Annotated in this window: 31 protein-coding genes and 1 riboswitch; of the genes, 26 read left to right on the top strand and 5 right to left on the bottom strand. The window is 32.4% G+C overall.

The features are described 5' to 3' along the window. The first annotated feature begins 4 nt into the window (after positions 1 to 4). From ACZ5N4_RS16000 to ACZ5N4_RS15990, 3 genes are all read left to right on the top strand, one after another. Complete coding sequence (locus ACZ5N4_RS16000) at positions 5 to 361, top strand: VOC family protein (RefSeq protein WP_464203498.1); 357 nt, start codon at positions 5 to 7, stop codon at positions 359 to 361. A 137-nt stretch (positions 362 to 498) separates the two neighbouring features. After that, a complete protein-coding gene (locus ACZ5N4_RS15995; RefSeq protein ID WP_464203497.1) occupies positions 499 to 1047 on the top strand; it encodes a GNAT family N-acetyltransferase in 549 nt (182 codons plus the stop codon). A 655-nt stretch (positions 1048 to 1702) separates the two neighbouring features. After that, positions 1703 to 2203: a CAP domain-containing protein gene (locus ACZ5N4_RS15990; RefSeq protein WP_464203496.1), complete on the top strand. Its 501-nt coding sequence runs from the start codon at positions 1703 to 1705 to the stop codon at positions 2201 to 2203. A 263-nt stretch (positions 2204 to 2466) separates the two neighbouring features. On the opposite strand, the gene ACZ5N4_RS15985 is transcribed toward ACZ5N4_RS15990, so the two are convergent. After that, the gene (locus ACZ5N4_RS15985) at positions 2467 to 2877 is read right to left on the bottom strand and encodes an amino acid--tRNA ligase-related protein (RefSeq protein WP_464203495.1); all 411 of its coding nucleotides are present in this window, start codon (positions 2875 to 2877) and stop codon (positions 2467 to 2469) included. A 37-nt stretch (positions 2878 to 2914) separates the two neighbouring features. On the opposite strand from ACZ5N4_RS15985, the gene ACZ5N4_RS15980 reads away from it, so the two are divergent. From ACZ5N4_RS15980 to ACZ5N4_RS15900, 17 genes are all read left to right on the top strand, one after another. Beyond that, the gene (locus ACZ5N4_RS15980) at positions 2915 to 3685 is read left to right on the top strand and encodes a MurR/RpiR family transcriptional regulator (protein ID WP_464203493.1); all 771 of its coding nucleotides are present in this window, start codon (positions 2915 to 2917) and stop codon (positions 3683 to 3685) included. A gap of 167 nt (positions 3686 to 3852) precedes the next feature. Further along, a complete protein-coding gene (locus ACZ5N4_RS15975) occupies positions 3853 to 5274 on the top strand; it encodes a 6-phospho-beta-glucosidase (RefSeq protein ID WP_464203492.1) in 1422 nt (473 codons plus the stop codon). A gap of 372 nt (positions 5275 to 5646) precedes the next feature. After that, positions 5647 to 6669: a FecCD family ABC transporter permease gene (locus tag ACZ5N4_RS15970; RefSeq protein WP_464203491.1), complete on the top strand. Its 1023-nt coding sequence runs from the start codon at positions 5647 to 5649 to the stop codon at positions 6667 to 6669. Then, positions 6666 to 7445, top strand: a complete 780-nt coding sequence (locus ACZ5N4_RS15965; RefSeq protein WP_464203490.1) for an ABC transporter ATP-binding protein — start codon at positions 6666 to 6668, stop codon at positions 7443 to 7445. Before ACZ5N4_RS15970 ends, ACZ5N4_RS15965 begins: the two co-directional genes overlap by 4 nt. Positions 7446 to 7505: 60 nt before the next feature. After that, a complete protein-coding gene (locus ACZ5N4_RS15960) occupies positions 7506 to 8582 on the top strand; it encodes an ABC transporter substrate-binding protein (RefSeq protein WP_464203489.1) in 1077 nt (358 codons plus the stop codon). Between the two features lie 78 nt (positions 8583 to 8660). After that, entirely contained in the window at positions 8661 to 9353 is a 693-nt protein-coding gene (locus ACZ5N4_RS15955) for a GTP-binding protein (protein WP_464203488.1), read from the top strand. Further along, positions 9350 to 10369: an ATP-binding cassette domain-containing protein gene (locus tag ACZ5N4_RS15950; RefSeq protein WP_464203487.1), complete on the top strand. Its 1020-nt coding sequence runs from the start codon at positions 9350 to 9352 to the stop codon at positions 10367 to 10369. The genes ACZ5N4_RS15955 and ACZ5N4_RS15950 overlap by 4 nt, the downstream gene beginning before the upstream one ends. 18 nt (positions 10370 to 10387) lie before the next feature. Further along, on the top strand, positions 10388 to 11170 hold the full coding sequence (locus ACZ5N4_RS15945) for a Rossmann-like domain-containing protein (RefSeq protein WP_464203486.1): 783 nt from the start codon (positions 10388 to 10390) through the stop codon (positions 11168 to 11170). Between the two features lie 178 nt (positions 11171 to 11348). Beyond that, positions 11349 to 11636 (top strand): 30S ribosomal protein S6, encoded by a 288-nt coding sequence (gene rpsF, locus ACZ5N4_RS15940; RefSeq protein WP_178910583.1) that lies wholly within the window; start codon positions 11349 to 11351, stop codon positions 11634 to 11636. 125 nt (positions 11637 to 11761) lie between these two features. Beyond that, complete coding sequence (gene rpsR / locus ACZ5N4_RS15935; protein ID WP_178910584.1) at positions 11762 to 12016, top strand: 30S ribosomal protein S18; 255 nt, start codon at positions 11762 to 11764, stop codon at positions 12014 to 12016. A gap of 402 nt (positions 12017 to 12418) precedes the next feature. Then, the gene (locus ACZ5N4_RS15930; protein WP_464203485.1) at positions 12419 to 12994 is read left to right on the top strand and encodes a MarR family winged helix-turn-helix transcriptional regulator; all 576 of its coding nucleotides are present in this window, start codon (positions 12419 to 12421) and stop codon (positions 12992 to 12994) included. A gap of 121 nt (positions 12995 to 13115) precedes the next feature. Further along, a complete protein-coding gene (locus ACZ5N4_RS15925; RefSeq protein ID WP_464203484.1) occupies positions 13116 to 14273 on the top strand; it encodes an SLC13 family permease in 1158 nt (385 codons plus the stop codon). Between the two features lie 150 nt (positions 14274 to 14423). Then, a complete protein-coding gene (locus tag ACZ5N4_RS15920; RefSeq protein ID WP_178910587.1) occupies positions 14424 to 14636 on the top strand; it encodes a hypothetical protein in 213 nt (70 codons plus the stop codon). A gap of 409 nt (positions 14637 to 15045) precedes the next feature. Continuing rightward, a complete protein-coding gene (locus tag ACZ5N4_RS15915) occupies positions 15046 to 15477 on the top strand; it encodes a hypothetical protein (protein ID WP_464203483.1) in 432 nt (143 codons plus the stop codon). A 110-nt stretch (positions 15478 to 15587) separates the two neighbouring features. Beyond that, the gene (locus ACZ5N4_RS15910; RefSeq protein ID WP_178910589.1) at positions 15588 to 15779 is read left to right on the top strand and encodes a DUF1858 domain-containing protein; all 192 of its coding nucleotides are present in this window, start codon (positions 15588 to 15590) and stop codon (positions 15777 to 15779) included. Positions 15780 to 15863: 84 nt separating this feature from the next. After that, positions 15864 to 16277 (top strand): (2Fe-2S)-binding protein, encoded by a 414-nt coding sequence (locus ACZ5N4_RS15905; protein WP_464203482.1) that lies wholly within the window; start codon positions 15864 to 15866, stop codon positions 16275 to 16277. Positions 16278 to 16407: 130 nt separating this feature from the next. Then, on the top strand, positions 16408 to 17175 hold the full coding sequence (locus ACZ5N4_RS15900; RefSeq protein ID WP_464203481.1) for a DODA-type extradiol aromatic ring-opening family dioxygenase: 768 nt from the start codon (positions 16408 to 16410) through the stop codon (positions 17173 to 17175). 166 nt (positions 17176 to 17341) lie between these two features. On the opposite strand, the gene ACZ5N4_RS15895 is transcribed toward ACZ5N4_RS15900, so the two are convergent. From ACZ5N4_RS15895 to ACZ5N4_RS15885, 3 genes are all read right to left on the bottom strand, one after another. Next, complete coding sequence (locus tag ACZ5N4_RS15895; protein ID WP_464203480.1) at positions 17342 to 18112, bottom strand: DUF975 family protein; 771 nt, start codon at positions 18110 to 18112, stop codon at positions 17342 to 17344. A gap of 496 nt (positions 18113 to 18608) precedes the next feature. Then, the gene (locus ACZ5N4_RS15890) at positions 18609 to 19247 is read right to left on the bottom strand and encodes a cupin domain-containing protein (protein WP_464203479.1); all 639 of its coding nucleotides are present in this window, start codon (positions 19245 to 19247) and stop codon (positions 18609 to 18611) included. A 205-nt stretch (positions 19248 to 19452) separates the two neighbouring features. Then, on the bottom strand, positions 19453 to 20853 hold the full coding sequence (locus ACZ5N4_RS15885) for a LysM peptidoglycan-binding domain-containing protein (protein WP_464203478.1): 1401 nt from the start codon (positions 20851 to 20853) through the stop codon (positions 19453 to 19455). 165 nt (positions 20854 to 21018) lie between these two features. Between ACZ5N4_RS15885 and ACZ5N4_RS15880 the strand changes: the two genes are divergently transcribed. The 4 genes from ACZ5N4_RS15880 to ACZ5N4_RS15865 all read left to right on the top strand — a co-directional run bounded on the left by ACZ5N4_RS15880 (position 21019) and on the right by ACZ5N4_RS15865 (position 24017). Then, the gene (locus ACZ5N4_RS15880; RefSeq protein ID WP_464203477.1) at positions 21019 to 21435 is read left to right on the top strand and encodes an RrF2 family transcriptional regulator; all 417 of its coding nucleotides are present in this window, start codon (positions 21019 to 21021) and stop codon (positions 21433 to 21435) included. A 102-nt stretch (positions 21436 to 21537) separates the two neighbouring features. Then, entirely contained in the window at positions 21538 to 22164 is a 627-nt protein-coding gene (locus tag ACZ5N4_RS15875) for a class I SAM-dependent methyltransferase (protein WP_464203475.1), read from the top strand. A 204-nt stretch (positions 22165 to 22368) separates the two neighbouring features. Then, positions 22369 to 22464: riboswitch (guanidine-I (ykkC/yxkD leader) on the top strand. A gap of 57 nt (positions 22465 to 22521) precedes the next feature. Next, positions 22522 to 23229: a B3/B4 domain-containing protein gene (locus ACZ5N4_RS15870; RefSeq protein ID WP_464203474.1), complete on the top strand. Its 708-nt coding sequence runs from the start codon at positions 22522 to 22524 to the stop codon at positions 23227 to 23229. Positions 23230 to 23327: 98 nt separating this feature from the next. Next, a complete protein-coding gene (locus tag ACZ5N4_RS15865; protein WP_464203473.1) occupies positions 23328 to 24017 on the top strand; it encodes a radical SAM protein in 690 nt (229 codons plus the stop codon). 168 nt (positions 24018 to 24185) lie between these two features. Here the strand turns inward: ACZ5N4_RS15865 and ACZ5N4_RS15860 are convergent, their stop codons facing one another. Then, positions 24186 to 24338 (bottom strand): hypothetical protein, encoded by a 153-nt coding sequence (locus ACZ5N4_RS15860; RefSeq protein WP_464203472.1) that lies wholly within the window; start codon positions 24336 to 24338, stop codon positions 24186 to 24188. Positions 24339 to 24827: 489 nt separating this feature from the next. Here ACZ5N4_RS15860 and ACZ5N4_RS15855 point away from each other — a divergent pair, with 489 nt between their 5' ends. Further along, complete coding sequence (locus tag ACZ5N4_RS15855; RefSeq protein ID WP_464203471.1) at positions 24828 to 25742, top strand: class I SAM-dependent methyltransferase; 915 nt, start codon at positions 24828 to 24830, stop codon at positions 25740 to 25742. Positions 25743 to 25883: 141 nt separating this feature from the next. After that, positions 25884 to 26129: a hypothetical protein gene (locus ACZ5N4_RS15850; protein WP_464203470.1), complete on the top strand. Its 246-nt coding sequence runs from the start codon at positions 25884 to 25886 to the stop codon at positions 26127 to 26129. The last annotated feature ends 136 nt before the right edge of the window (positions 26130 to 26265 follow it).

The following is a 26265-nucleotide window of genomic DNA, read 5'->3' as shown; positions in this document are numbered from 1 at the left end:
AACAATGAAAGTAAAACAAATTTTGAATCGTTTTTATGTACATAATATTGATAAATCAATAGAATTTTATGAAAAAGCATTAAATGAAAAATGCAAATTGAGATTTAAGTATTCTCAAATAAATTTAGAATTAGCACAAGTTGGAAACATTTTGATTATAAGTGGTTCTGATGAAGCATTAAAGCCAATTAAAGATACACAAGCAACATTTTTAGTAGATTCTATTATTGAATTTAAAGATTTTTTATTAAGTAATGGTGCTACAATTATTAGAGATTTAAAAGAAGTTCCAACGGGAATGAATATGACTGTACAACATTTAGATGGCACTATAGTTGAGTATGTTGAACACAAGAGTTAATATTAAACATTGCTAAGTTATACTTCGTAAATTTATTAAAACTGGGAGTAAAAATTATTTATAAAATCCATAGACAAATAATAATTTATCGGGCAGTTTATAGCACTGAGTATCTATATTGAATATGGGGGATAATTATGAAGATATTAGAACGTAGAATTATTTTAAAAAATAGAAAATATGTAATATTAAGAAGTCCTGAAATGTCAGATGCAAAAGAAATGCTTGATTATTTATATAAAAGTGCTGGTGAAACAAATAATTTAAGCAGATATCCAGAAGAAATCAGTACAAGTTTAGAGGACGAAGAGAAATATATTTCGAGACAATTAAAATCAGAAAAAAGTTTTGATATAGCGGCTTTTGTTGATGGAAGGTTAATCGGTAATTCAACAGTATTTGGATTAGGGGATAAAATTAAAACAATGCATAGAGCAGGATATGGTATTAGTATTTTAAAAGAATACTGGAATATGGGGATTGGTACAATGTTAACTGAATATTGTCTTGAAAAGGCTAAGGAAATTGGATATGAGCAAATAGAACTTAATGTTGTTGAAGATAATACAGGTGCAATTAATATTTATGAAAAAAATGGATTTAAGTTATGCGGAACAATAGAGAATGCAGAAAAATTAAAAGATGGTTCTTATCAAAATTTACATATAATGATATGTAAATTTTGATAAAAGTATTAATTAAGTAAATTCCAATTTGTATGACTGAACAAAACGAGCATAATGTCTGGTTGAGTCAATGCATGTTTTTCTTATTTAACATAACAACTGAAAAAGCGAAAAATTTACATGGATATCGCATTATTCAAAATGAATTTTGCGGTGTTTTTGTGTCGCATTTCAAAGAGAATGTCTATTTATTCAGAGTATATGATATTTAGATATTATGAAATTATGGCGACGTAACTACTGAAGTAGGTGGGTGTTGAGTTTCAAAGCAAGAATTATGAAGTGTGGCCTGATACTGACGAAAGATGTAATCTTGGCATCGATAGAACTATTTTGCTTGGATTAACAAATTTAAAAGGTGAACTGGCTCGAAAATTAGAATCTTTGGAAATTGATCATCAAAAAGTATTATTTAATTTTAAATTATACCTCAGAAAAAAGTAGCAATTTTTTCTATCTAGGCATAAGATAAATTGTTGTTAGGTTTTTGTAATCAGTTCTAATAACTATAAATAAGTAAGATTAAGATAAGGAGTGATTTTCTTTGTGTTATCATCCTTTTTCACCTTCGAGTCAACGGCAATACCATTATCCCTATTTCTATCCTATATATTCCTACCCAGGGCCAACAGTACGTTATACCTATGAACAATGTATGAAGGATTGTGAAGCTTTAGGAGGGTATTCTTATGAATGTGCCCCAGCATGTGAGATGTTTAGAAGAACAAACCCTTATGGGGTAATTCCAAGACAATTCTTTGCTGGAAGTATATACCGCATGATATACTTGATTAATCTAGCAAGACAAAGAGCTGGGAAACATAGGTTAGTTTATGATCAACGTTTAAGTCAAGTGGCTGGAGCAAAAGCAAGGGACATGGCTGCTATTGGGCGTTGTCCTGCTGAACATTATAGTCCTACCTTCGGTGGAGACGAGGGTAAAATGTTAAAGGACGCAGGTATTACGGCAGCGAATTTTGGTTGGATTATTTATTGCGGGCAACCTGGAACTTACTACAACGCAGTAAGCTGGTGGATGAATGAAAGCCCGCCCCATAGAGAGAGAATTTTGAACTCTAGTTATAATCGTCTCGGTGTGGGAACTGCCGTATCACCAGATGGAAGGCGTTATTGGTCAGTGATTTTCAGTAGCTAGCATGTATTCAAAACAAGCCATAAGGTTCTGGTGCAAAACGTCATATCATCAATTTTATATTTAATGTCACAACTGAAAAAACGAACAATTTATAAAACACTGTATCATTCAAAATTGAATTTTACGGTGTTTTTGCGTCGCACTTCAAAGATATTACGAAAGTCATTTAATTATGCATATAAGAATCAAATAGCATATAACAATAGAAGTACGCATATCAATATTTTTTATTAGTGATATGAGTACTTTTGGTTATATTATTCTTATCTTTTAATTAGAGGAAATGCGATAACATCTCTTATGGTATAAGAACCAGTAAGGAACATTATCATTCTATCGATACCTATTCCCAATCCGCCAGTTGGTGGCATTGCTGTATCGATGGCAACCGCAAATTCCTCATCCATTGGACTAGCTGTTTCAAGTCCTGCTCTTAGTTTTGATGCTTGTTCATGTAAAAGTATTCTTTGCTTCAATGGGTCATTAAGCTCTGAATAAGCATTACCGAGTTCAACGCCATAGGCATAAGGTTCAAATCTTTCAATTAAATCTGAATTATCCCTATGAGTTTTACAAAGTGGAGAAGATTCTTTTGGAAAGTCTATAACAAAAGTTGGTTGAATTAGCTTCTTTTCAGAATACTCTTCAAATGATAGAAACTTGTTTTTTAACATTTTATATTTTATAATGTTGGGAAGGTGGTGATACACTGTGAGTTTATTTTCTAACCAAGTTTTAAGTCAATTTAGTGATTTAGATTATGAGGTTTATAATTTTATATTAAAAAATAGTGAAAAAATTGCCTATATGACTATTAGAGAAGTAGCTAATGAAGCTCATGTTTCAACTACTACTATCACTAGATTTTGCAGGAAATTGAATTGTGATGGATTTTCTGAATTCAAAGTGAGATATAAGCTGGAATTAGACAAGAGTAGTAATCGCCCCAAAAAGTATGATTCTTCAATAGTTATGGATTTTTTACAAAGAGCAAATACTGAAGCTTTTCAAAATCAGCTTGATAAAATCGCAAATATTATAGCGTCAAAGAAACATGTTATTTTTTTAGGTGTAGGTAATTCAGGAATAATTGCTGATTATGCTAGCCGATATTTTTGTAATGTTGGAATTTTTTCTACAGGAGTCAACAATCCAATGTTTCCAATAAATTTAGAGGTACCAAATGAAACCATAATAATTACCTTATCTGTTGAGGGTGAGGTTGAGGTTTTAGTTCAAAATTCTGAAATATTGAAAAGAAGTAAGGCAACTGTGGTGTCTATAACTAACAGCAAGAATAGCACCTTAGCAAAAATGTCAGATTATAATATTTCATATTATATACAAAGGGAGTTAGCTTATGAGAATTCATGGGTGAAGGTAGATATAACTTCACAAATTCCAGCAATGTATATAATTGAAGCTTTAGCTAAGTTAACCATATTAAAAAAGCAAAGCATGAAAACACCTTCAGAGCATTAAAAACCCTCCTTAAAAAAATTAAGGGGGGTTTTTGCTGTCCAAAAAACACTTTGTTTTTTAGGTGGAACATGTAACTAAACAGTCCTCTTTGTGACTATAAGCGCTATAAATATTCTAAGGATTAATAGTTTGAATTATAATATGGTCATGGAAAGGTAGTGATGAATATGAAAAAGAATTTGAAAATAGTAACTATTGGTGGAGGATCAAGTTATACACCAGAATTAATAGAAGGTTTTATAAAAAGAAAAGATGAATTACCAATCAAAGAATTATGGTTAGTAGATATTGAAGCTGGAAGAGAAAAACTAGAGATTGTTGGTAATTTAGCAAAGAGAATGGTTAAAGCAGCAGGACTAGATTGGGAGATTCACTTAACATTAGATCGTCGTAAAGCACTAAAGGATGCAGATTTTGTTTCTACTCAACTTCGAGTAGGTTTATTAGATGCTCGTATTAAGGATGAGAGAATTCCTTTATCCCATGGAATAATTGGACAAGAAACGAATGGTGCAGGAGGAATGTTTAAGGCATTTCGTACAATTCCTGTAATATTAGATATTGTGGAAGATATGAAGGAACTTTGTCAAAATGCATGGTTAGTTAATTTCACCAATCCATCTGGAATGGTGACAGAAGCAGTTATTCGTTATGGTCATTGGGATAAAGTAGTAGGTTTATGTAATGTACCTATTATGTGTAGTAAAATTGCAGCAGGAGCTTTGAAAGGAAAAGAGGAAGATTTATTCTTCCGTTTTGGAGGATTAAACCATTTCCATTGGCATCGTGTATGGGATAAAACAGGAATAGAAAAAACAAAAGATGTAATTGAAGCTGCGTATACATCCCCTGAAGGACTGGCAAAAGCCTTAGAAGGAGTTAAGAGTCCAATAAACCCAAACAATAATCCTGATGAAGATGCTGAACAAAAAGCTGGAGTTCAAAATATCCCTAATATTGGATTTTTACCAGAACAAGTTCGCAATTTAGGAATTATACCATGTATGTATCATAGGTATTACTATATTACAGATGATATGTTAAAAGAAGAGCTAGAAGCCTTTGAGAAAGGTGAAACTAGAGCAGAAGTAGTAAAACGTACAGAAGCAGAATTATTCGAACTTTACAAAGATCCTAACTTAAGCATAAAACCACCACAACTTGCAAAACGTGGAGGAGCTTACTATTCTGATGCAGCATGTGAATTAATTACTTCCATATATAATGATAAGCGTAGCCATATGGTAGTAAGTACGAAAAATAACGGTGCTATTTCAGACCTGCCAGATGACGTAGTTGTTGAAGTAAGTTCTCTCATTACTTCTAATGGGCCAGTTCCACTTTCATGGGGATCCTTTGACTCTTCAAGTAGAGGATTGTTACAACATATGAAAGACATGGAGTTAACTACTATTAAAGCTGCGGTAACAGGAGATTATAGTACTGCGTTACAAGCATTTACAATTAACCCACTTGTTCCAAGCGGGAAAATCGCACAAACAATTTTAGATGAAATGTTAGTTGCACACAAAGAATATTTACCTCAATTTAAGGAAAAAATAGAATTTTTAGAGGGTAAGAATAATTAATTTGTATACCTTTACAAATAATTACGGGCTGTCTCAAAATAGAAATTAATTTCTATTTTGAGGTGGCTCTTATTTTGGAAAAAAATAAATAGGCGAGTTCCAATTTAGGACTTCCTTCTATTATTTTTAAATGGTGAAATTAAAGTGGTTATGATTCCTAAAGAAGAGAAATTACAATGAGTTATATAAATAATAGTGTTAGTTTTTATAACAGTGCTCATTAATTGTACAAAAGTATTTGCAAACCACATATTTACATAAAAGGTGATATTATTATAGAATTTTTATTGAAACCACAATATAGAACTATAGTTGCATTTTAGAGTATTTAGCTGTAAATGCATCAATTAGAAAGAAAGAGGAAAAGGAAGCATGTTGAAAATAAAGTCATCAAATGCCTATGCGTTTAAGGTTTTCGGCCTTTTAATTATTCTTATAGTAGTCATTATAACTTCTTTCCAACTAGGACGATATCCTATCTCAACAAAAGATCTTCTTGCTATTCTGGTCTCCAAATTCTATCCTATTAATCATTTTTGGACGGATCAAACTGAAGCTATTCTCTTAAATGTCCGTCTGCCACGCATTATTTTGGCTTGTCTGGTAGGGTGTTGTCTTTCTGCTGCAGGAGCATCCTATCAGGGAATTTTTCAAAATCCGATGGCGGCACCGGATGTATTAGGAGCTTCAGCCGGTGCTGCCTTTGGTGCAGCATTAGCTATCTTATGTTATGGAAACAGCCAGATGATTACAATCAGTGCCTTTTGTTTCGGGCTGCTTTCTGTTGCTCTGATTTACTTCATCGGCAAGAGGGCTAAAGGTAAAAATATATTGGGATTAATCTTATCAGGGATTATGGTTGGCTCACTTTTTTCAGCAGGAACCTCCTATATCAAATTGGTTGCAGACATCAATGATCAGCTTCCTCTTATCACATATTGGTTAATAGGTAGTCTTGCGGGAGCTAAAATGAGTCAGATTAAATTTGTAATTATTCCTATGGCAGTAGGTCTCATTGTTCTGATTCTTTTAAAATGGCAGCTAAATGTTCTCACCATGGGCGATGATGAGGCAAGAACTATGGGTGTAAATGCAAGACGAATTCGCTTGATTGTTATTATTTTTGCCACTATGATAACAGCAGCCAGCGTATCAGTCAGCGGCATGATTGGATGGGTAGGTTTGGTTATACCTCATCTGGCACGAAAAGTTGTAGGAAACAATTATAAACATCTGATGCCTGCTTCTATGTTATTAGGGGCGATTTTTCTTCTGTTAGTAGATGATGTTTCAAGGAACTTGCTAGCTGTAGAAATTCCGCTGGGCATCCTTACTGCATTTATTGGAGCACCTTTTTTCATCTACCTCATTACAAGAAAGGAGGAAACATATTGAGTATTGAAGTATCCAAGCTTTCTTTTAGCTATGGAGATCATCTGATCTTTGATGATATTAGTTTTACAGCTTATGATAATCAGTTGTTATCCATTATAGGATCAAATGGAGCAGGAAAAAGTACAATGTTTCATTGTATACTTGGCTTATTAAATGGCTACAAAGGAAAAGTTCTTTTTAATGGCATTGATATTAAAGGCCTTAGTGCAAAGGAAATGGCTAAGCTAGTTGCTTATATTCCTCAATCTCATTATCCATCCTTTAATTTTAGTGTTTTTGATATGGTGCTTATGGGTACCACCACTCAGGTCTCTAGCATTGCAAGTCCGGGAAAAAAACAGATTAAGCTTGCTTTGGCAGCTTTAGAGAGAATGGGAATTGAGCATCTGAAAAACAGGGGCTACACCCATATAAGTGGTGGTGAAAGGCAGCTTGTTTTGATTGCTCGTGCATTGGTACAGGAGGCTAAAGTTCTAATTATGGATGAACCTACAGCAAATTTGGATTTTGGTAATCAGGTTCGTGTTATGAGTGAGATAAAATCTCTAACTAGAGATGGGTATACTATTATTCAATCAACACACAATCCGGAGCAAGCTTTTCAGTTTTCAGATGCTGTACTAGCACTTAAAAATGGAAAGATACTGGCAAGTGGCGCACCTACTGATATTTTCACAGAACCATTGATTCAAACACTATATGGTATAGACGTTGAAATGCAGACTTTATACGGAGGTAAGGTAAAGGTTTGTATACCAAAATGCGTTATTTCTTGAAGGCTATGACTATTCTTAATATGGTCTTAATTATACTTTAGTTATTTAGGGGGAATTAAAATGAGAAAGAAAAAACTCTTCGCAGTTCTGCTTGCACTTTGTCTTATGATATCTACGCTAGCTGGTTGCAGCAAAAGCACTACGTCAACAAATAAGAGTGAAAGTGTTACTTTTACAGACTCTGCAGGACGCCAGGTAAAACTTCCAGCAAAGATTACCAAGATTGCAGCATCTGGTTCCCTTGCTCAAATTGTACTTTTTGCTTTGGCTCCCGATATGCTTGTAGGAGTATCAGACAAATGGTCCGCAGAATCTAAAAAGTATCTGGATTCAAAATATTACAATCTTCCTGTAATTGGGCAGTTTTATGGTGGTAAAAACTTAAATATTGAAGAAATCGCCAAACTAAGTCCGCAGGTTGTTATTGATGTTGGAGAAGCTAAATCTACCATTGTGGAAGATATGAATAGTATTTCAAGCAAGGTTAATATTCCAACGATACATATTGATGCAACCACAGCTACTATGCCTGAGGCTTATAGAAAACTTGGTAAACTACTGGGCAGAGAAGCACAAGGAGAAGCTCTAGCACAGTATTGCGAACAAACCTATAAAAAAACCCAGGATATTATGAATGCTGTAGGTGAGAATGGCAAGGTTAAAGTTCTATACTGCTCTGGTAATGATGGTCTTAGTGTGCTTGCAAAAGGTTCTTTCCATGCTGAGATTTTAGATAAGGTTGGTAACAATGTTGCTGTTCTTAAAAAATTCTCCAGCAAGGGAAGTGGAGATCCAGTGGATATGGAGCAGATTGCTTTATGGAATCCTGATGTAATTCTCTTTGCTCCAGGAAGTATTTATAGCACTGTGGCAGATAATCCAGCATGGCAGAAGCTTAATGCAATTAAAAATGGAAAATACTATGAAGTGCCAAATGGTCCATATAATTGGATGGGTAATCCGCCATCAGTAAATCGTTATATGGGAATGATCTGGATTACGCAGTTATTATATCCAGAAAAAGCTAAGTATGATGTTTATAAGGAAGCAGCAAAATATTATGAATTATTTTATCACTGCAAGCTGACAGAAGATCAGTATAAAGCTTTTGTAGGAAATTCTTTGCTCAAAAAATAATAGCTAAAATAACAAGAATAACAAAATTATGTGGTATCATAATTTGTTATTCTTATTACTTATATGAGGAGGATTAAAATGAAACTTATAACTGTTGCTGGACCCCCATCTTCAGGAAAAACCTCTGTTATTTTAAAGCTGATTGAATGTATGGACATGCCAAAGGGAAGTGTTGGAGTTGTAAAATTCGATTGCCTTACTTCCTTTGATAATCTACGATATATTGAAGCAGACATCCCTGTAGAGACTGGGTTTTCTGGAAAGATATGTCCCGACCATTATTTTGTTAGTAATATTGAAGATGCTGTGCAGTGGGGAGTACAATCTGGCTTTGATATGCTGATAACAGAGAGTGCTGGTCTATGTAATCGCTGTTCACCTTACATTAAAGGTATACTTTCAGTGTGTGTAATAGACAATTTGTCAGGCATAAACACTCCACGAAAGATAGGTCCTATGGTGAGATTTGCTGATATCATAGTAGTAACAAAGGGGGATATTGTTTCTCAAGCGGAACGTGAGGTATTTGCTTTTAATATAAAACAGACTAACTCATCTGCAAAGATTGTATTTGTTAACGGTATTACGGGGCAGGGTACATTTTTGTTGTCAAAATATTTGAAGCAAACTAGAGATATTGATACCCTTAAAGATATGAAACTTAAGTTTACAATGCCTGCAGCAATATGTTCATATTGCACAGGGGAAACGAAAATAGGAGAATCCTATCAAATGGGAATGATGAAAAAAATGGAGTTTAAAAAGATATGACAATGGAAGAATTAATGAATTACATAAACCAAAAAAATCTTGAAGAAGTAATAGAGACATATCCTATTGCGGCAGATTTTCTTGCCAATTTCCGTTTGGATGCCATTACAAAGAAACGTCCACTATTTCAGGCACTTGAAGAAGCAGACGAAGAAATTTTAAATGAATTTGGCTTGGACAGACATAGTATTTTGATGAACTTTTATGAGTTTCTTCAAACTTTTACACAGACAGAAGCTTTGTCTACCAATGTTTCATCTATAACGATTATAGGAGGCTTTAATAAGTCAAAGGAAGCTGAAAACATCAAACTTACTATTTGTTCCGGAGAAGTTATAAGCATTGTAGGGCCAACTGGGTCTGGTAAAAGCAGACTTCTAAGTGATATTGAGTGTCTTGCTCAAGGAGATACTCCAACAGGCAGGCAAGTACTGGTAAATGGAGCGATCGTTGATGAACTTCAGCGCTTTGATATGGAAGGCAAACTGGTGGCACAACTTTCACAAAATATGAATTTTGTCATGGATTTGACTGTCCGTGAATTTTTAGAGATGCATGCAAAAAGTAGATTGACATCTAACATTGATGAGGTGGTTGAGAAGTGTTTTAAGTGTGCAAATAATCTGGCTGGTGAAAAATTTCTTAAAAATACAAAAGTGACACAGCTAAGTGGTGGACAATCAAGAGCTTTAATGATCGCAGACACTGCTTATATAAGTAAATCACCTATTGTATTAATTGACGAAATTGAGAATGCCGGAATTGACAGGCGTCAGGCCATAGAGCTTTTGGCGAAAAAGGAAAAGATTATTTTTGTTTCCACTCATGATCCACTGCTAGCTATTAGTGCTGATAAACGTATTGTTATTAAGAATGGTGGTATATATAAAATTATAAAAATTTCTGATGCTGAAAAACAAAGCCTTGCAGATATTGAAAAGCTTGATAATACATTGATGATGATTCGCAGCAGGCTGCGGGAAGGTGAAATTATAACAGAAGATTTACTTAAATAGTGAAAAGGAGAGTATGTTATGTGGAAAATATATGATGATTTGATAAATGGAATTCCAGAGGATTTTATAGTAGATGAGCTTATAACTGGAAGTGTAACTTCCTATGTTAGAAGTGGGAAGGGATCAGGAATTGCTAGTTTTCGTTCTTATGAAACTAGAATGCCTATGTTTACAAAAAATTTGATTGGAGCACCACTGCGTGAGGTAGCAGCCTGTGCAAAATCATGGAACTTTGTTGAAGCTTCTATTGGAGTTGCTGCAATAAATGCTTATTATAACAATCCTGAGGTAGCAAGAAAAAATGGGGTGGAATTTTCAGATTCAAATCGGGTTGAGGATAGATTATTTGACCCTTTTATTATGTCTCAAAATGAAGTGAAAAATAAAAAAGTTGTTGTGGTTGGACATTTTCCACATTTAGAAAATCTGTTTGAGCCAATATGCGATCTCTCTATCATTGAATGGGAACCAGAGGAGGGGGATTATCCTATATCCGCTGTCGAATATTTGTTGCCTGAGTGTGATTATGCTTATATAACTTGTGCATCTATTATGGATAAAACTTTGCCTAGAATTCTTGAATTGTCAAAAAACGCTAAACGAGTTACCATGGTAGGACCTGCAACTCCGCTAGCGCCTGTGCTATTTGATTATGGAGTTGAAGCGCTATCAGGATTTATGATTAAAGATCACCAGCGTGCCTTTAGAGTTATTTCAGGTGCTGAAAAAGTAAGGATATACACTACAGGCCAAAAAGTTAACTTCAAAAAAAGTCAAAGGCTTGAAACTTATCCATTGTAATATGAGCAGCGGTCTTAAGCACCATAAATAAAACTTGAAAAAGATGTAGAAAAACAGTAGAACAACATATTTTAGAAAAAATATGTTGTTTTATAATCAAATTAGTGATAGAATATAAACTTGGAGTCCCTGCTGTGAAAAACACAGCCGTTAGTCCAGGGGGAGGAGGTGAAATTTAATGAGAAAGTATGAAACTATATTTATATTACATCCATCATTAGACGAAGAAGCTGTTAAAGCTAACGTTGAAAAATTTAAGGGCGTAATAGAAAATGGTGGAGGAGTAGTAGATAACGTTGATGCGTGGGGTAAGAGAAAGCTTGCTTACGAAATAAACAAAATTGGTGAAGGTCACTACACTCTAATAAACTTCAGCGCTGATCCTGAATTGCCAAAAGAGTTAGATAGAGTATTCAGAATTAATGACAGTGTTATAAGACACATAATAGTTAACAATGAAAAATAAAGTTAACGATGATATGTCTGAAGCATTTGAAAAAAACTGAAAGTTTTAATCAAGAAACATACGAAAAGATATAACTCCAGTAGATGATGGAGATATTCTATTTCAAAAGGTAAGGAGGGAGAAGCATGGCAGAAAGAGAAGGCGGAAGAAGATATTCAGGTAAGATGAGAAGAGCAAAAAGAAAAGTTTGTTCTTTTTGTATGGATAAAGCTGAATTCATAGATTACAAAGATATAAATAAGTTAAGAAAATATGTTACTGAAAAAGGAAAGATTCTTCCAAGAAGAATTTCCGGTACTTGCGCTAAGCATCAAAGATCACTTACAGATGCTATAAAGAGAGCAAGAAACATAGCATTATTACCATTTACAACAGATTAAATCAAAAGCTGAAGAATAGATGTTAGATATTCTTCAGCTTTTTTATTATATATAAATATCAATGTCAAATAGAAGCTACTATAGAAACATATTTCTATTTTATGATAATCACTAGCCTTTCCAATACAATATAACTTAAGATCTGATATATCAAAGTAAATCAAGAAGCTTAATTCTAAGCATCATTTTATAAAGCTTTTGAATTAAATGAACAATATTAAAATGTTATCGAGTTTATATTTAAGCAATTGGTACAAAATTTATAGACTATTTGATTCATGTTAGAGATAGAATAACAATAAAATTAATTAGGTACCTTAAAATATTACTTGACTTGCTCATAAAATCAGTTTATATTATAAATATAGTTAGGTACCTTGTTATATTTTAAGGAGGATTCAAATGGACAACAATACTATTGATGAAAAGGATGAAAAAATAATTATTTCATCTGATGAATTATTAATTGCACTAAACAAATTTATAAATATGTACCAAAGAAGTTTATATAGAACACGAGCCCATTACACACCTTATCGTGGTCAGGTTCGACTTTTAAATATTATAGCTCAAAACGATGGATTAAACCAAAAAGAGCTTACTGAAATATTGGATGTCAGAGCAGCAACATTGTCAGAGCTGCTAGATAAATTGGAACGTTCCAATCTTATTAGAAGGACAAAAGATGAAGTAGATAAACGTAAAATGCGTGTATTTTTAACTCCTGATGGTTTAGAGTTTTTAAAAGAATTTGAAAATCAGAATGATTTTTCAGAACAAGTATTTGAAAGCCTATCCAGTGAAGAAAAATACTCATTTTATAATACAATCAAAAAGCTTTGTACTCATTTTGAAGCACAGGCGATTCTTGAAGATTATGATTTAAGCGAACCATTACCGCCTCATCTGAGAGAACACATTCCACCTCATGAAAGAGATGGGCATCATCCAAAGCCTCCATTACACCACCACAAATAAATTCTTCCGGTGATTCAAATGAATATTTTTGCTTATTTTAATTGGTACTACAAAATATAGATCTTATTTTATACTAAATATTAGAGAAGGTGACCCTATTATGAAAACTGTGGTAAATGCTTTGAATGGATTTAAAATATTTTTATTAAATAAAAATTGCGAATTTTTGATTGAAATATTAGCAAAAATAAAAACATCCTTAAAAAATGATTGTTTTTTATCCATTTCCTTATCTGCTGCTATTATAACTTCATTTTTTAACAATCCAAATTGGAGATATTTGGATTTGAGAGTGATTATTTGCTTGTTTGAATTGATGATTATTGTGAAAGCTTTTGAAGAATATTCCTTGATTAACCACATATCGTTATTGATTTTGAAGCAGTGTAAAAACGAAAGAATTTTACTTCAAGTTTTGTGCTTGTTTGCTTTTGTATCAGCCATGTTTTTAACAAATGATGTAGCACTAATGGCAATTATTCCAATCTTAATTAATATTTCCAGGAAGTGTAGTTATAATATTATTTTACCCACTATTCTTATAACAATTTCTGCAAATCTTGGAAGCTGTGCAACACCAATTGGGAATCCTCAAAATTTATACATTTTTTCTCATTATAAATTAAATGTTGAAAACTTTTTTTCTTATTCATTACCAATTTGTATTGTAAGTTTGTTTTTACTAATTTGCATAACCTTCTTTATTAATCCTAAACAAATTTCCTTTATTATGAATGATATCTCAATACTTAAAAAAAAGAAAATAATCGTGTTTTCAGTATTATTTGTTTTACTGATACTTAATATTCTTGGTACTATACCTTACTTTATAACCTTGCCTATTTTAATATTGGTGACACTTGCTTTAGATAAAAGTCTATTTAAAAAACTCGACTACGGATTGCTAATTACTTTTGTTTGTTTTTTTATTTCAGTAGGCAATATATCTAACATTGTTATAATACGTAATTTTCTAACATTTTTAACTCATACACCAGCAAGTATTTATCTGTCTGCATTGCTATTAAGTCAAATTATAAGTAATGTACCAAGCAGTATTTTGCTTGCTCCTTTTGCATTCAATTGGCATGCATTATTTTATGGAGTAACTATTGGTGGGCTGGGGACTCCTATTGCTTCACTGGCAAGTATTATTTCTTACAAGATGTTGATCCTTGAATATCCTTATAAAAAGAAAGAATATCTATTGAAGTTTATTTTATTAAACTTTTTTTGTCTATCAATTATAGGATTGATTTTTTATATCTATATTCAATAGCGTGGGTTTTATCGGAAATGTTGGCGACACCCCAAAAAGTATAGCTACAATATATACTATTTCTGAAAGATATTTTTGAAAATAAGTTATAAAATAATATAATTTGTTGAATCATAATTTTATAAATAGAATAGAAAGGTGGGTTACTACATGGAAGGAAGCCTGATAAAACCTGAGGAATTAGTAGAGGTCCTTGAAGAAGATGGTGAGCTAAGTATCTACAATGGAGCAAAAGAGTTGTTTATTCAAACTGTGGATGACAAAGAGGGGTATTCCTATGTAAGCAGTACAAATGAGGAATTTGGCAGTAGTAGAGAGGCTGTAGAATGGGCAATTAATGAACTCCATAAAAGTATTATGTAAAACTTAATTAAAGAGTAAGATCCAACAGCCTAACAGGGCTGTTTTTTTGTTGGACTTTAACAGCAATAGTACTAAAAGAATACTGGAATAATTATTTACTAACCAGTAGGAAAGAAGATTTATATTTTTTGATTGCATTGGCTTTGACGCAATCTAGAAAAAACTCTTGACTAATTGAAGTGAATGTGCAATAATTAATTTAAAGTTACTTACTAAATGTAAGTTGGTTAAATAATTAATAGAAGTAAAATTAATCAACAAAGTGAATTAAAAGAATAAAGTGATTATTTATAAGTTGATGGAATAAATTCTAAAGAACCTACAATGTTCACAAGTACATGCACCTTATATTATGGCTATGCCTACTAAATATCAATAAGTTAATTAATAACACAAATGGAAGAGTGGGATGGATTATTTAAATAATTTAGAAAACAACTTTAAGGAAATTTGTAATGAATGTCATCATAAAGGATCAGAAAAATGTAATTATAGAAAGTGTAACATCGGATTCGCTAATTATGTTGTCAAAAATATCAAAGATAATTCTACTTATTCTATAGCTGATGGAGAAAGTTTAATTCCAAAAGATGATTTTAAATATTATGATGAAAAAGTAATTGCCAAAGGAGTTGCTAATATATGTAGGCTATGTAAGGAGTGTAATGAAAACCATAATGAAAATTGTGTAATAGCTCTGACAAGAAGGACTTTAGAATATACACAACTAAAAGAAAAAATATCATATCCAGGAAATATAATTCTGTACTTGATGAACGTAAATGAACAAAGACCAGAGTTTGCAGAGTTAATAAGGCAAGAATATATGAGAATAGGATAACTTATTACTTGGAGGGCATTATGATAAAAAAATTTGTAAAACTAATTGGACATTAGGAAAATTAGTTTGATATGAATAAAAATTATATTTTATAGAGGAGTGTATGAACAATGATAGTTAACGGAAAAACATTAATAAAAGATATCGTGAAAATGGGACCTAAGGCAGTAGAAATATTAATGAGTTTTGGCATGGGATGTATTGGATGTCCTGCATCTCAAAACGAGAGCATAGAACAAGCAGCTGCAGTTCACGGAATTAATTTAGAAGACTTACTTCAAAGTTTAAATAGTATTCAATAAGCTACAAGCCTATTTAGCATATAAATTTTTAAGTAATTGTATGAAGTAATTTAAAAAGCAGAAATTAAAAGAGGAGATAAGTAAATGTTAAAATCAATAATTTCAAAGTTTATAAAATCTAAGGAAGAAAATAAAGAAGGCAATAATAAAGTAATATGTGGATGTTTTAATATCACTGAACAAGATTTGAAAAATGCTATAAAAAATGGTGCCAATTCCTTTGAAGAAGTTCAAGCTATTACTAAAGTGGGTACTGGTTGTGGTAATTGTGTTGAAAGTAATAAAGCGTTAGTTAATAAATTATTATTAAACAAAAAAATTGACGAAAATCCAATAGTGTGTGGATGTTTTAAAGTTACTGTACAAGACTTAGTGAAAGCTATAAAAAATGGTGCTAAATCATTTGAAGAAGTGCAAGCCGTTACTAAAGTAGGTACTGGTTGTGGTAAATGTGTAGAGAGTAATAAAGCATTAGTTGCTCAATTATTAGCAAAATAGTAATGAATATAGTAAAGATGAATTAGGCAATAAATGATGAAAATAACTAGAAGTTGACTGATCAGAATAATTATATACTAATATTAAATAGATTATTGTTTAATAATTTATTATAAAAGGATGTGAGACAATGATACCATCAATATTTATTTGTCATGGTGGACCAAACTTGGTATTTGAAAAGAATGATTATACAAAATTCCTAAAAGAATTAGGTAGACGATATACACCTAAAGGCATAGTAATATTTACTGCCCATTGGGAAAGTGATACTTTAGCTATATCCTTTAGAGATGATACCTATGAAATGATTTATGATTTTGGAGGTTTTCAAAAGGAACTTTATTCTTTTAAATATCCAGCTAAAGGATCAATTGAAATTGCTTCAAGCCTCCAAACAAAACTTGAAAGTCACGGGATTACAACAAAAAAAGATGAGAGTAGAGGATTAGATCACGGTGCATGGGTGGTGTTACATCTGATGTATCCTGAAGCTAATATACCTGTGGTTCAGGTTTCTGTTAATCCAAAGCTTTCACTTGAAGAGCAGTATAAAATAGGGCAATCAATTCAGGAGCTAGGCAAGGAAGATATATTGGTAATTGGAAGCGGAGCAACTGTACACAATCTTGCAACAATCGATTGGGAGGCAAAGGGAACTAAGGCATGGGCTGAGGAATTCGATAATTGGCTTATCGATAAGGTGGAGAAAAATGACTTGGATTCTTTAATGGCTTTTGAAAATTTAGCTCCATATGCTAAACTGGCTATACCTAGAAATGAACATTTAGTTCCTCTATTTATTAACATGGGTAGTGGACAGAATAAGGTAAATCCTAAATTATTACATCGCAGTTATGATTATGGAACATTAAGTTATATTTGCTTTGAGTTTTAAATATATCTATTTTTTAGGAGTCATAGCTTGTAAAGAACAATATAATAGGGGTGTTTCTCAACTAACTATTTAGTTTTGAAACATCCCTATTTTTAGAACATTTATTTTGTTTTGTAGTTATGGGGATTTAACTATCATTTTTAAGAAGTACACTACAATTCTAGAATTAGTACATACCATTATCATCATCTGAGGTTTGCTGTGTTAACAATAAATCTTCATAGCTGCACAAGTTATTTTCTAAAGCATCTTTTCTTAATACTAAATATAGTTCAGCGTTTGTAGCATTCTCATAAGGCATTACAAATAATACGCCTACTACTAGAGCTAATACACCTAATAGGTACCAACCAATAAATGATAAGTCTAATACGAACATATCAAATTTATGTCCTCTAGTCATCTCATTACTTAGAGCAATGGCTTCTTGAGCTCCAATGTTTGGATTGTCTGCAAGAATATATGGTACCATTCTATAGGCATAGGACTTAATTATACCAGGTATGATTAATAGTAGAGTCCAAAGGAAAATAAAAACATTTGTTAATAACATTGTCTTCACTATCCCCATATAGTTTTGTTTATTAAATCCAAAACTAAAGCACTTTTTATTATCTCTATATTGAGCGGACTGGACAAAATATTTTCTTCCACCTACTTCTAAGCAATATCCAATAAAAATACGAAGAATTAATATTACTATAAGTGCAATTAATACAATTAATACAATTGATGTAAATTTCCAGTTTGCAAAGACATTATTATAGATATCTGAATAAACAGAGTCTCTTGAGTTTCTAGAGTGTGAACCACCTCCGCCGCCCCAACCGTTAGTACCTCCTGCCAAGGCAATAACTATACTAACCCAAAATGCGGTCCAATAGGTTTTTCTTAAAACCGCTTTAGCTTTGTCTTTTAATTCTTTTCTAGTCCACATATATCTCTCTCCTAATTTAAATTATTAATTTATTTACTTTTGCAAAACTCACAATGTATAAAAAGTAATGCGTTAAATTATTGTTATGAATATATAATAAGGTATTTTATACTATATATCAAGTTAATGAAATACATGTATTTATCTCTTTTGATTGATTTTACCTTTCAGATACACATAATCTCTATATTGCATGCAATTACTTATTTTTTCTCATGATTTCAAAATTAGAATTACGGAAAAACTGAACCAAATTTAGGCATGTCTACTTTTATACAAACTAATGGGAAGTGCATAAGAATTGAGGATTATGATTTTACGGGAACAGTGGATTTAAGCGCTGAATAACTAGACTGTCTATATTTTCTAAAGTTGTATATATGAAAAGGAGAATTTGCAAAAGCTTCTTTAACCAGGTGAACCTTTGAGGTCCACCTGGCGGCCTTAGAGTAAACTCCGAAATTGGAGAATTTTCATTTTCTAGTTCCTTTTAATATTAGCGACTGTGTTCCTTTTCAGCAGCTTCTGCATCTGCTTTAGTTTTATGAACTGTACCACTTGGATGCTGAGGTGGTGCATAAATAGAATACAGTTTAAGTGGTTTATTACCTGTATTAATTACATTGTGCCATGTGCCAGCAGGTATCATGATTGCAAAGTCATCAGAGACTTTCCTTTGAAAGTTCAGCATATATTTTCTATTGCCCATTTTAACAATTCCTTGACCTTCCTCAACACGTAAGAATTGATCAACGTTTGGATGGATTTCTAATCCTATGCTTTCTCCAGGCTTAATGCTCATTAAGGTAACCTGCAAATGTTTTCCTGTCCAGAGCGCTGTACGAAAGATATCGTTCTGCTTAGTAACCTCATTAATGTTAACTACAAAAGGTTCTGAGCCATAATCCTTCAATTCAACTGGATCAGCTCTCTTATCTGAATATGAAGAATCACATCTGGAAGCATACTCTATTTCATCAGTAAAAGGAACAGAGTTATCGCTAAATTGTTCAAAAAAATCTGGTTTATCCATTGGCTCGCTAAAATAGTAAGGACAAGGATACATTCTATACATATTATCTAAGTTAAACATCGGTGTGTTATAGAAATATGGACATGGATACATATTATACATCCTTTCACAGACTTACAACACTATAATATGCTTTATGTTTAGAAAATGTTCTTTAATTCACATAGGTGTTACGCTTGGCTAAGAACATATTTATAACTACTTGGGAGCTGCAAAGCGTGGGCATAAAGTAATCCTTTGTGAAAAGTCTGATAAGTTAGGCGGAATACTTAAGGGAGAACAGGCAATTCCACTGAGGCTTTTTTCACTATCTTGTAGGCGACCAATCAAGGCTATAAAAGATGAAACCACTCAATAGATTGATTGGAACTAACTTTATTATATCTATACTCCAAACTTCAACAGGACGGTATTCATCTCTGCATCTCGATAAGTAAGCGATCTTTCTACTGTCAGGGGACCAGGTTACAGGTGTAGAGTAACAGCTAGAAATCGCTGCGGTAGAGTCACCTTCACCTCTTACTCCAGACAATCTAATTAATGAGTAATACTTGCCGTTTATAAATTGGGTTGAACTATAAGCTATTTTAGTTGAATCTGGAGACCAAGTTGGATAGTAATTTTTTGCTTCTGGGCCACCAGGAATTTTATATGTGTTCCCTGTAGAAAGCTCCAATGTATAAATTTCCGATATACTAGCACCAGGTGTAGTATATAAAACAAATTTACCATTTGGAGATAGCCTTACATTGTTAAAAGGCCAATTAGCGTTGTTTGTGATTTGAATTTCATTGGTTCCGTCTAAATTGTTTCTGTAGAGCTGACTAATATTTGATTTATCCTTTGCCTCATATAAAAGTTCAGTGCCATTTGGGAACCACTGAACGTATGAGGTTCCTGCTCGATTGATTGTTTTGAATGTATTGTTTAAAACGTCATAGATTCTAATGATTTTATTATCAGAGTAAACGATCCCTCTGCTATCTGGAGCCCAATCAATAAACCCTGGAACAGTGATCTGATCAATTTTCGAAACTCTCATCGTTATAAAGTTAATAATGGAGATAATACCAGAGTTTCCTATATATGCAATCTGAGTCTGATCTGGGGACCAAAATATCCGTGATGTTTCACCAGCTTCATCTACAGGCATAGTGCTTAATTCACCGGTATTTGGTTCATACAGTCCTAAGTAAGATTTAATATCGTCATTTAATATTACAGCTAATCTTCCTGTACCACCAGGCGGTGGATATGGAATTGCAATACTCATACCAGGTACTATAGAGGAGGTAAGACCGGGGTTTGCTTTTATTATAAGATCAGGCCTTGGTTGTCCGTTAAGTATAACATTATATTTTACTGCAATTTTATAAAGTGTATCACCTGGTCTAACAATATAGTAGGGTACGCCTTGAGGAATAATCAGAATTTGTCCAGGTACTATGGTATATGGGGGAGCAATTCCATTTGCTTCTATGATTATGCGGGCAGGCACACCGTAAATTTGTGATATAAAGAAAATAGATTCACCAGGTTTTACAACATAAGTAGTTACACCAGGAGGCATTGATAACTGCTGTCCTATATAGATCCTATAGGGTGCTGCAAGATTGTTTGAATTTATAAGAGAAATGAGTGGAATATTAAAACGTCTAGCGATACTATTAAGTGTGTCACCTGAACGAACGGTGTAAAATATTTGCATAGGATTCTCCAAAAACAATTAATATTGATTATATAATATGATTTTAAAAAAAATTGGTGAATTTAAAAAACTTCATATTCTTTTTAAAGTATTGACAAAAATAATCGTTATCTGTAGAATTATAGACAAATAGACTCTGTAATATCTTTTAAAGGAGAGGGTACTTTGAAATATTCGAAAGCGACAAACTATGCACTACACACCGTTGCGTATATGATTGCACATGATAAGACTGATAATTTAGGTTTACAAATGCTAGCAAGTCACTTCAAAATATCTGCTACCTATCTTTCAAAGATTTTAACGCAGCTGGTAAAGGCGGGCTTAATTCAGTCAACTCCAGGTGTGAATGGTGGTTATGTTTTGCGTAAAAAGAAAGAGGACATTTCATTTATGGATGTGATCAAGGCAATTGAAGGAACTGGAGCATTATTTAATTGTGAACTCCATGAGGAGGAAGATAAGTGTCGTATTCTCAAAGTAATGGAAGAAGCAGAAACTGTGATGGAGACGTATCTGCAGAATAAAAAGCTCTATGAAGTAGTCCAAAATACAACAACTAATGAAATAGGTAAAGAATAATCTTTTTACCTACTCAATCATATTATATGGTTTTTTATGTTTTAATTACAGATATTAAATATCTGTAATATATATATTTAAAAGAGCAAAGGAGAGATATATATGACAGAATTTTGGGAATCAAGCTTTATAGAAAAACAAATGATGTGGGGACTTGAACCTGCAGACTCCGCAATCTTGGCAAATGACTTTTTCCTTGAGAAGAAAGTTAAGGATATATTAATCCCAGGTATTGGGTACGGTAGAAATGCAAAGATTTTTTTAGATAACGGAATTAATGTAACAGGTATTGAGATATCAAGAACAGCCATTGATTTGGCAAGACAAAACGGGCTTGATATTCCAATATATCATGGTTCAGTAACTGACATGCCTTTTGATAACAAACTTTATGACGGTATATTTTGCTTTGCACTTATTCATTTATTGAATAGACGCGAAAGGGAAAAATTAATTAAAGATTGCTATAGTCAGCTAAAACCAAACGGATATATGATTTTTACGGCTGTTTCGAAAAAAGTCCCAATGTTTGGAAGGGGAAAACAACTGAGTAAAGATCGATTCGAGATAATGGAAGGAGTAAAAATGTTCTTTTATGATTCTGATTCAGTAAAACAAGAATTTGGAAAGTATGGTTTAGCAGAACTTTCGGAAATTGATGAACCGAGTAAGAATAAGGAAAATAAACCTCCATTAAAATTTATAATTATAAAATGTAAAAAAGAATAATTATTAATGTCAACTATGTAGGAAATGATGACACCTTTTCATGACTATAGTTATTCAACTATGCTAGAATTTAAATAAGTTAATGAGCGTCCTTAGAACGCAATAGTAATATTTTGCGAAGGAAGGCATATAGTTGACTTAATCTTAATATTATGCTAAAATCAGTTCATGATTTTGAACTTGTAAATCATAATTGAATTATATATTTAAGTTTTCTAGGGTTCCGCAGTTTGTAACTGGCTGGTCCGAGAGAAAACACACAGTTGACTGTGTACACGGAAGGATAAAAGCCTGGGAGATATTTAATAATATCTCTATGGCTTTTTTTATTTTTTATTGTTGAGGAGGTATATCTTAATGAAAAAATTTGTTATTGAAGACGATTTTTGGAACCTATTTCCCAATGCAAGGATTGGTATTGTTGCTTGTCATGGCATAGATAACTCTATAAAAGATAAAGACAAATATAAGGATATGATTTATAATTCAGAAAAGGAAGCATTGAAATATTTGAATAATGCAGAATTTAGTAGTAACGAAGTTATAAAAGTATGGAGAGAGGCGTTTCAAAAATTTAAAACAAAGAAAGGTGCAAGGTCATCGATTGAGGCATTACTAAAGCGAGTGCATAATGGAAACCATTTAGGAACTATTAATCCTCTAGTTGATATTTACAACTCTATTTCATTAAGATATGGATTGCCCTGCGGTGGTGAGGATATCGATACATTTGCTCAGGATATAAGATTGACTAAGGCAGTTGGAAATGAAAATTTTGTTACATTAGGAACGGATGAAAATGCACCACCATATGAAGGTGAAATAGTATATAAAGATAATGAAGGAGCAATTTGCAGGTGCTTTAATTGGCGCGAATCAGTAAGAACAATGCTCACTGAAAATACAAAGAATGCTTTTTTGTGCATTGAATTAATTGATGAAACAAGATTAAAAGAGTTTGAGAATGCGTTAAAAGATTTAGCAAAAACAGTACAGGATAATTTAGGTGGAACATGTGAGATTTCAATTCTTGATATTAACAATAAAGAAGTATCAATAAAGTAAAAGGAGGTTAAAGTCCTAAATGGACTTTAACGGGCAACTTACGAGTGGAACGAGTGAGTTTAAGTTGCCCCGTGGTCGCAAGAAAGGAGAAAAAGGTGATGGGTGGTTTCAGTTATAAAGATATTTATATTGAAGATGGAAGAAGGGTACTGGAAGTTAACATACTTCCAGAAAAGCATTGTAATTTTGATTGCATATTTTGTCCTATTGGAAGGTCGCAAAATAAGGTAGATACCCAAAAGTCATTTGATAAAATAGATAGTTCATTGATTGAACTAGAGAGCATGATAGAAAATACAAGAGCAGAATTAATTTTTATTAACTCAAAAGGAGAAGCCTTAGTAAATGATAAAATAGGTGATATTGTTGACTTTATCAAAGGCAAAGGTTTACCTGTAAGACTGCTTTCTAATGGATATTTACTAGGTAGAGATGAATATATAAAAATTGTTAATAAATGTGATGAGGTTGTTGGAGAGATAAAAGTAATAACAGAAGAAGATTTTCAAAAAGTCCAAAGGCCGATTGAAGGGTATACGTTAGCAGAATATATTTCAAACATGGTTTCCTTCAATAAACAATACAAAGGAAAATTTATATTTGAAATTACTATCATTAAGGGCTATAACGATGATGAAGAATCAATTCAGAAGATAAAAAATATTATTAAGGAAATATCTCCTGACAAGATAATTATTGCAAGAATGGAAGATGAAAGATTTAAGAAAAAACTTGGTATAACTGATGAAAGATTTGAGGAAATTTCAAATGCATTACTAAATATTTAGTAATGCTAATACATAATTTTCTTATAAGATTCATTAACAGTGAATCTTCAATTTTTCTTAAAAAACGAATCAAGGACTTACTTTACAAAAGTAAGTCCTGTTTTATTTATTCTTTATAAATATTACTAATTATATTGATATTGTGCTAAACATCAATTTTTATAATGTTTATGCAGAAGCGGATTGACTTTCAATTGTCCATTTATCAATAATCAATATAGCATCTGTTTGCAATCTGCATTTTTTTAAATCAAGTCCGCTAGTGCTCCGAATTGATCCGTTGGTTAGCATCTGCTCAAAAGCATTTTGAGATAAATTCATTTTTTCTCACAGCAAAGAAGATACTTTAAGCCGGGATGGAGAAGAGCATTTTATATGCAATTCTATAGTCCTCCTAATCTAGTATTTTTTATACTTCAATTTTACCATCCGGTTATACAAAGCTAAACCTTAAAGACAGCTAATAAAAGAAAATGAGCCAATACAGCAACAAAACTGTATTGGCTTATTCCGAAAGTTAATTACTAAATATATGCTGAACTTAGTGAAGAGAGAATAAAACAAGAATATAAAAAGATAAATTAGTAATATTTACATTAGTAAGATACTATGCTGCACGGATTATTGGTAATATTTTTTATCTTGAATATACTTTATTGTCTTATTCAATTAAAAAAGCCGCCACGATAAATGTGACGGTTTTGTAAACTTTTCATTCTTTATGTGATTATTATAACACAAAATGGTAAAAAAGTCAAGTGTTGTAGCGTTGCTATGAGTGTTGTATATATTATTAGAGGTGATAATTTTATGGAGCAAAAAAGCATGACAGCACTCGTAAGTGCATTTTCAAGAGCATATCATTCAGTGCAAAACAAAGAGAAAGTATTTGATGATTACTTAGCAAAGGATATTCTAACGCAGAATGAATACGAACAAATTGCAAGTAATATGTCAAGAGGTATCAAATTTTTTAATCCACCATTTGAGGGGACACAGGATGAAGTTTTGCGTTGGATTGTTGATAATCAGTTATCTCCAACTCCACTGGGTAGAGGAGCATTCGCGGAAGGTTTACTCAAAAATGCTGTACAAAATGGTGCAAAACAGTATTTGATTTTTGCTGCTGGATATGACACATTTGCATATCGTCAGCCTGACTGGGCATCAAAAATTAAAATTTTTGAAATTGACCACCCTGTTACTGGTGCAGACAAGCAAAAACGTATTAAATCAGTAGCAGCAGAAAAGCCAGCAAATCTCCATTATGTGTCTGCGGATTTTAGAGAAAATAACTGGCAAAGCAATTTGCTTGCCTGTATAGAATTTGACAAAAGCAAAATTAGCTTTTGTAGTTTGCTTGGAATAAGCTACTATTTGTCCAAACAGGTATTTGCAGAAACAGTCAATACAATTTCAGGTTTTATACCAAAAGGCAGTAATATTGTGTTTGATTATAATGATGAGAATACCTATACAGACAAAGCAGGAGAACGTGCTAAAAAACAAGCAGCAATGGCTGCTGCGGCAAATGAAAAAATGCTTGCAAGCTATTCTTATATGGAATTGAAGAAACTGTTGGCCGAAAGTAATTTCACGATTTATGAACATTTGACACCGAATGAAATAACAGAGCAGTACTTCAAAAAATATAATAAGGCAAACCCAAACCATCAAATGACAGCTTTTGATAATGTGAATTATTGTTTTGCTGTCAAAAAATAAACATGAAAACTGTTCACAGTTAGTATTTACAGTTAAGACACTTTATTCTTATTTTATCTATCAATCGTAAATCTACGATAGTTGGGTATTAGTATGAAGAGACGAACTAAAAGTTGTATATATAATGCAAGGAGATTAGTGATGAACAATATTTACTACAAGTCTATATTTTATATGTATTTTGCATTTTATATACTACTATATTTTGGAGCTACAAGATTTGCTGGAAAAATAATTTATGTAAGTGAATTCATTAGAGTACTTTTAGGAAGGGCAAATAGAAGAAATAGGATTCCATTAATTGTTGATATGACTTTTGAAAAGGTAATGGGATTAAGAAAATTTAGTGCAACTTCCCATTGGTACTATAAAAGCACAGGCAAATGATCCGAATGTTATTAAGATGTGATTTTACGTACATAATCAATATAAGGATATAATATATACATAGCAATTTTAAATAAAGTTATCGCAGGGAAATCTTTCTGTGATAACTTTATTTAACTTTTGATGCAGATATCAT

The organism is Clostridium nitrophenolicum (genome assembly GCF_055391695.1).
The sequence above is the reverse complement of the archived record's forward strand: the minus strand, read 5'-3'. Positions and strand labels throughout refer to the sequence as shown.

Bases quoted from the DNA above. Each gene is read 5' to 3' on its own strand.
- ACZ5N4_RS16000 (WP_464203498.1), top strand. From the start codon at position 5: ATGAAAGTAAAACAAATTTTGAATCGTTTTTATGTACATAATATTGAT.
- ACZ5N4_RS15995 (WP_464203497.1), top strand. From the start codon at position 499: ATGAAGATATTAGAACGTAGAATTATTTTAAAAAATAGAAAATATGTA.
- ACZ5N4_RS15990 (WP_464203496.1), top strand. From the start codon at position 1,703: ATGAAGGATTGTGAAGCTTTAGGAGGGTATTCTTATGAATGTGCCCCA.
- ACZ5N4_RS15985 (WP_464203495.1), bottom strand. From the start codon at position 2,877: ATGTTAAAAAACAAGTTTCTATCATTTGAAGAGTATTCTGAAAAGAAG.
- ACZ5N4_RS15975 (WP_464203492.1), top strand. From the start codon at position 3,853: ATGAAAAAGAATTTGAAAATAGTAACTATTGGTGGAGGATCAAGTTAT.
- ACZ5N4_RS15970 (WP_464203491.1), top strand. From the start codon at position 5,647: ATGTTGAAAATAAAGTCATCAAATGCCTATGCGTTTAAGGTTTTCGGC.
- ACZ5N4_RS15960 (WP_464203489.1), top strand. From the start codon at position 7,506: ATGAGAAAGAAAAAACTCTTCGCAGTTCTGCTTGCACTTTGTCTTATG.
- ACZ5N4_RS15955 (WP_464203488.1), top strand. From the start codon at position 8,661: ATGAAACTTATAACTGTTGCTGGACCCCCATCTTCAGGAAAAACCTCT.
- ACZ5N4_RS15950 (WP_464203487.1), top strand. From the start codon at position 9,350: ATGACAATGGAAGAATTAATGAATTACATAAACCAAAAAAATCTTGAA.
- ACZ5N4_RS15945 (WP_464203486.1), top strand. From the start codon at position 10,388: ATGTGGAAAATATATGATGATTTGATAAATGGAATTCCAGAGGATTTT.
- rpsF (WP_178910583.1), top strand. From the start codon at position 11,349: ATGAGAAAGTATGAAACTATATTTATATTACATCCATCATTAGACGAA.
- rpsR (WP_178910584.1), top strand. From the start codon at position 11,762: ATGGCAGAAAGAGAAGGCGGAAGAAGATATTCAGGTAAGATGAGAAGA.
- ACZ5N4_RS15930 (WP_464203485.1), top strand. From the start codon at position 12,419: ATGGACAACAATACTATTGATGAAAAGGATGAAAAAATAATTATTTCA.
- ACZ5N4_RS15920 (WP_178910587.1), top strand. From the start codon at position 14,424: ATGGAAGGAAGCCTGATAAAACCTGAGGAATTAGTAGAGGTCCTTGAA.
- ACZ5N4_RS15915 (WP_464203483.1), top strand. From the start codon at position 15,046: ATGGATTATTTAAATAATTTAGAAAACAACTTTAAGGAAATTTGTAAT.
- ACZ5N4_RS15910 (WP_178910589.1), top strand. From the start codon at position 15,588: ATGATAGTTAACGGAAAAACATTAATAAAAGATATCGTGAAAATGGGA.
- ACZ5N4_RS15905 (WP_464203482.1), top strand. From the start codon at position 15,864: ATGTTAAAATCAATAATTTCAAAGTTTATAAAATCTAAGGAAGAAAAT.
- ACZ5N4_RS15900 (WP_464203481.1), top strand. From the start codon at position 16,408: ATGATACCATCAATATTTATTTGTCATGGTGGACCAAACTTGGTATTT.
- ACZ5N4_RS15895 (WP_464203480.1), bottom strand. From the start codon at position 18,112: ATGTGGACTAGAAAAGAATTAAAAGACAAAGCTAAAGCGGTTTTAAGA.
- ACZ5N4_RS15890 (WP_464203479.1), bottom strand. From the start codon at position 19,247: ATGTATAATATGTATCCATGTCCATATTTCTATAACACACCGATGTTT.
- ACZ5N4_RS15885 (WP_464203478.1), bottom strand. From the start codon at position 20,853: ATGCAAATATTTTACACCGTTCGTTCAGGTGACACACTTAATAGTATC.
- ACZ5N4_RS15875 (WP_464203475.1), top strand. From the start codon at position 21,538: ATGACAGAATTTTGGGAATCAAGCTTTATAGAAAAACAAATGATGTGG.
- ACZ5N4_RS15870 (WP_464203474.1), top strand. From the start codon at position 22,522: ATGAAAAAATTTGTTATTGAAGACGATTTTTGGAACCTATTTCCCAAT.
- ACZ5N4_RS15865 (WP_464203473.1), top strand. From the start codon at position 23,328: ATGGGTGGTTTCAGTTATAAAGATATTTATATTGAAGATGGAAGAAGG.
- ACZ5N4_RS15860 (WP_464203472.1), bottom strand. From the start codon at position 24,338: ATGAATTTATCTCAAAATGCTTTTGAGCAGATGCTAACCAACGGATCA.
- ACZ5N4_RS15855 (WP_464203471.1), top strand. From the start codon at position 24,828: ATGGAGCAAAAAAGCATGACAGCACTCGTAAGTGCATTTTCAAGAGCA.
- ACZ5N4_RS15850 (WP_464203470.1), top strand. From the start codon at position 25,884: ATGAACAATATTTACTACAAGTCTATATTTTATATGTATTTTGCATTT.